Annotated in this window: 1 protein-coding gene and 1 pseudogene; both read left to right on the top strand. The window is 69.5% G+C overall.

Annotation, left to right across the window (positions count from 1 at the left end):
* Window positions 1-31: 31 nt before the first annotated feature.
* Window positions 32-415 (top strand): annotated as a pseudogene (locus tag WBA97_RS32205) (SDR family oxidoreductase); the annotation flags it as partial.
* 27 nt (window positions 416-442) lie between these two features.
* Window positions 443-5,169, top strand: a 4,727-nt coding sequence (locus tag WBA97_RS32200) for a beta-ketoacyl synthase N-terminal-like domain-containing protein (RefSeq protein ID WP_424234739.1), incomplete at its 3' end; no start/stop codon positions are given.

Raw genomic sequence — 5,169 nt, 5'->3', positions numbered from 1 at the left:
GCATGTTGCGCGGTGGTTGGCTGGGCGTGGTGTGCGTCGTTTGGTGTTGGTGAGTCGGCGTGGTGTGGAGGCGCCGGGTGCTGCCGAGTTGGTCGCGGAGTTGGCTGGGCTTGGTGCTGAGGCTGTGGTTGTTGGGTGTGATGTGGCTGATCGGGAGTCGTTGGCTGGTGTGCTTGCTGAGTATCCGGTGACGGCGGTGGTGCATGCGGCTGGTGTTGATCGGCCGGGTGCGGTTGTGGAGCTTTCTGGGGCCGGGTTCGCGGAGGCTGTGGCGGCGAAGGTGTTGGGGGCGCGGTATCTGGATGAGTTGTTGCCGGATGCTGAGGCGTTTGTGTTGTTCTCTTCTATCGCCGGTGTTTGGGGTAGTGGTGGGCAGGGGGCGTATTCGGCGGCGAATGCTTATCTGGACGCGCTTGCCGAGGATCGGCGTCGTCGTGGGTTGGTGGCGACGTCGGTGGCGTTCGGGCCGTGGGCCGGTGCGGGCATGCTCGGCGACACCGCCGACTACTTCAGCCGCCGTGGCTTGAACGCCATGACTCCCGCCTTGGCGGTGTCCGCGTTGGCGGCCGCTGTCGATGGTGGTGAGACGTGTGTGACGGTGGCTGATGTCGATTGGGAGCGGTTTGCTGCCGCGTTCACCACCGGCAGGCCCAGCCCGCTGCTCGGTGACCTGCTGCCCGCTCCCGAGCCACCGGCCGTCGTGGAGACCGCGCTGGTCGCGCGGCTCGCCGGGCGCGGCCCGGCCGAACGGGCGCGGATCCTGTGCGCGGAGGTCCGCGCGGCCGCCGCCGCCGTCCTCGGCCACGACGACCCGGGTGCTGTCGAGGTCGACCGGTCGTTCCGTGATCTCGGGTTTGATTCGTTGACGGCGGTGGAGTTGCGGGATCGTCTCGTCGCGGTGACCGGGCTGGGGTTGCCCGCGAGCCTGGTGTTCGACTACCCCGACGCCACCACCCTCGCCGACCACCTGGCGGCCAAGCTCGCGGGCACATCCGCCGCGACAACGACCGTCACCGTCGCCGCGTCCGACGAGCCGGTCGCGATCGTCGGCATGAGTTGCCGTTTCCCTGGTGGGGTCGACTCACCGGAAGCGTTGTGGGACTTGGTGCGGTCCGGTGGGGAGGTGATGGGCCCGTTCCCGGTCGACCGAGGTTGGGATCTCGACGCGTTGTTCGCCGACGATCCTGATGTCGTTGGTACTTCTTCTGTTCGGGTCGGCGGGTTCCTGTCCGGCGCTGCTGGGTTTGATGCCGGGTTGTTCGGGGTTTCGCCGCGTGAAGCCCTTGCGATGGATCCGCAGCAGCGGTTGTTGCTGGAGGCCACGTGGGAGGTGTTCGAGCGGGCGGGGATTGATCCGCGTTCGCTGAGGGGTAGCCGCACGGGGGTTTTCGCCGGTACCAACGGACAGGACTACGCCCGTCTCGCCATCGCCGCCGCCGACGCGAAAGAAGGGCAACTGGCGACCGGCGCCGCCGCGAGCGTCCTTTCCGGACGGATCGCGTACGCGTTCGGGCTGGAGGGTCCGGCGGTCACCGTGGACACCGCGTGCTCGTCGTCGCTGGTGGCGTTGCACCTGGCCGCTCAGGCGGTGCGTGCGGGGGAGTGCTCGCTCGCGGTCGTCGGCGGTGTCACGGTGATGGCCACACCGGGTGCGTTCATCGAGTTCAGCCGCCAGCGCGGGCTCGCGGCGGATGGGCGGTGCAAGCCGTTCTCCGCTGAGGCTGACGGGACAGCCTGGTCCGAAGGCGTCGGTGTGCTGGCTGTGGAGCGCTTGTCGGACGCCCTACGCAACGGGCATCAGGTGCTGGCGGTCGTGCGGGGCTCCTCGGTGAACCAGGATGGTGCGTCGAACGGGTTGACCGCGCCGAACGGGCCCTCGCAGCAGCGGGTCATCCGTCAGGCGCTGGGCGCGGCTGGTCTGGCGCCCGCCGACATCGACGTGGTCGAGGCGCACGGCACCGGGACCCGGCTCGGCGACCCGATCGAGGCGCAGGCGATCCTCGCCACCTACGGGCAGGACCGGGACCGGCCGGTGTTGCTGAGGTCGGTGAAGGCGAACATCGGGCACACACAGGCAGCGGCGGGCGTCGCGGGCGTGATCGCCACGGTCATGGCGACGCGGGCCGGGGAACTCCCCGGCATGCCGCCGCCAGGCGGACTGTCACCGCACGTGGACTGGTCGGCTGGCGCGGTCGCGCTCCCGGCCGAGACCCAGCGGTGGGAAACGGACGGGCGGCCGCGCCGGGCGGGGGTGTCGTCGTTCGGGATGAGCGGCACCAACGCGCACGTGATCATCGAGCAGGCACCCGCCGTCGCGGAAGCTGTTGCCGCACCGGACATCCCGGTCGCACCGCTGCCGGTGTCGGCACGGACCGCCGCCGGGCTCACCGCCCAGATCGAGCGGGTCCGGTCCGCACTCGACGGGGTCCGCACGGTCGACGCGGCCTTCACCCTCGCGACGACCCGCGCCTGTCTGGAACACCGCGCGGTACTTGTCGATGAGGTCACGGTCACGGGGACGGTGTCCGACGGCGGCTTGGCGTTCTTGTTCACCGGTCAGGGTTCTCAGCGACTCGGAATGGGTCGGGAACTCTACGAGTCGTTCCCGGTGTTCGCTGCCGCGTGGGATGAGGTGTCGTCGCGGTTGGGGAGTATCCCGATCGAGGACGAGGTGTTGTTGCATCGGACTGATGGTGCGCAGGCGGCGATCTTCGCGCTTGAGGTTGCGATGTTCCGCTTGCTGGAGTCGTGGGGTGTCACGCCGGATCACCTGTTGGGTCATTCGATTGGTGAGCTTGCTGCCGCGCATGTCGCCGGGGTTCTGTCACTGAACGACGCTTGCACGTTGGTGGCTGCTCGTGGTCGGTTGATGGCGGGGCTGCCGACCGGTGGGGCGATGCTGGCGGCGGAAGTGTCCGAAGAGGACGTTCCAGCTGGTGTTGATGTTGCTGCGGTGAATGGTCCTTCGTCGATTGTGGTGTCTGGGACTGAGGAGGAGATCTCGGTTCTGGAGGAGCGGTGGCGGACTGAGGGTCGTCGGGTGAAGCGTCTTGTGGTGTCGCATGCGTTCCATTCGCGGTTGATGGAGCCGATGCTGGCGGAGTTCGCCACCGTCGCGGAGTCCTTGACGTACAACGAACCGCGGATTCCGTTGCCGGGGGCGGTGACTGATCCGTTGTACTGGGTGCGGCAGGTGCGGGACACCGTGCGGTTCGCCGACGGTGTCACGGAACTGCGTGAACGCGGCGTCGTCACCTTCGTCGAGCTGGGGCCCGACCCGGTGCTGTCCGCACACGTCACCGACTCCGTCGCCGTGCTCCGGAGTGGTCGGGACGAGCCAGGCGCCCTGTTCACGGCGGTGGGCACCGCATGGGCGCGCGGCGCCACCGTCGACTGGGCCGCCGTCCACGCGGCCTGGGACGGGCGGGTCGTCGACCTGCCGACCTACGCGTTCCAGCACGAGCGGTACTGGGCCGCCGTCCAGGAACCCCTCCTCGGCGCGCCCATGCCACTGGCCTCCGGGGACGTGGCCGTGGCGACCGGGCGGCTGTCCACCTCGGCGCAACCATGGCTGGCAGACCACGTGGTCGGCCAGGACATCGTCGTCCCCGGGACCGCGCTGATCGAGATGGCACTGCGGTTCGGGTACCCGACCGTGGCCGAACTGACCATCGAGACCCCGCTCGTCCTGAGCGGCACCGTCGACATCCAGGTGCTGGTCACCGAGGAACGGGTCATCGAGGTCCATTCCCGGCCGGACGAGCACTCGCCGTGGACCCGGCACGCCAGCGGTCGGCTCGCCGACACCACAGTCCTGCCCGGCGACATGCCGTCCTGGCCGCCATCAGACGCCGAACCGGTCGACCTGACCGGCCTCTACGAGGGCCTCGCCGACGTGGGTCTGCGCTATGGCCCCGGGTTCCGTGGTGTGCGGTCGGTTTGGCGGCACGGGGGCGATGTTCTCGCCGAGGTGGTGTTGCCCGATGTCGCTCAGGCGGCCGGTTTCGGTCTGCACCCGGCCCTGCTGGACGCCGCGCTGCACGCCGTCGCCGCGGGCGGGCTCCTCGACGACGGCACCCCCCGGGTCCCGTTCGCCTGGACCGGCGTCACCCTGCACGCCACCGGCGCCGCCGCCCTGCGGGTGCGGTTGACCGCCGCCGGGACGGACGCGGTGCGCCTCGACGCCTGGGACCACACCGGTGCGCCGGTGCTCTCCGTCGACTCCCTCGTCCTGCGCCCGGCCGCCGCCACCCCGAACCGGGTCACCGACGCGCTGCTGACCGTCCACTGGGGACCGGCAGACGGATCCGACGTGACCGGCGACGTCCTGCGGTTCCCGGCAGGCGCCCCGAAGGACGTCGCGGACTGGGCACTGCGCACCGTGCGGGAGCGGCTGGCGTCCGATGTGGACATCCCGCTCGTGCTGGTCTCATCGGGTGCGGTCGCGACCGGGCCGGAGGAGACGGTCACCGACCTCGGCGCCGCTGGTGGGTGGGGTGTGGTGCGGTCGGCGCAGTCGGAGCATCCGGGTCGGTTTGTGTTGGTGGATACGGATGCCGAGGTTGTGTGGGCTGGTTGTGATGAGCCGCAGGTGGCGGTTCGTGGCGGGGTGGCGTTGGTGCCGCGTCTGGTGCGGGCCGCTGTCATGCCGCTGCCCGACCATGCCGACTGGCGACTCGACGCGGTTGAACCCGGCTCGCTGGACAACCTCGCACCTGTCGACGTGCCACGGGTTTCGTTGGCGCCGGGTGAGGTTCGGGTCGAGGTGCGTGCGGCGGGGTTGAATTTCCGTGATGTGTTGATTGCCTTGGGTTCGTATCCGGAGGTCGCGGAGATGGGTTCTGAGGCTGCGGGTGTGGTGGTTGAGGTCGGTGCTGAGGTGGCTGATCTCGAACCGGGTGATCGGGTGTTTGGTTTGGTGTCGGGTGGTTTTGGGTCGTGTGCGGTGGCTGATCGGCGGTTGGTGGCGCCGGTGCCTGTGGGGTGGTCGTTTGCTGAGGCGGCGTCGGTGCCGATGGCGTTTTTGACCGCTTATTACGCGCTGGTTGATTTGGCGGGGGTGCGGGCTGGCGAGCACATTCTTGTGCATGCCGCTGCGGGTGGTGTGGGGATGGCGGCGGTTCAGGTGGCTCGTCATCTGGGTGCTGAGGTGTTCGGGACGGCGAGTCC

The organism is Actinophytocola sp. (assembly GCF_049647105.1).
Classification (GTDB): Bacteria; Actinomycetota; Actinomycetes; order Mycobacteriales; family Pseudonocardiaceae; genus Actinophytocola.
The sequence above is the reverse complement of the archived record's forward strand: the minus strand, read 5'-3'. Positions and strand labels throughout refer to the sequence as shown.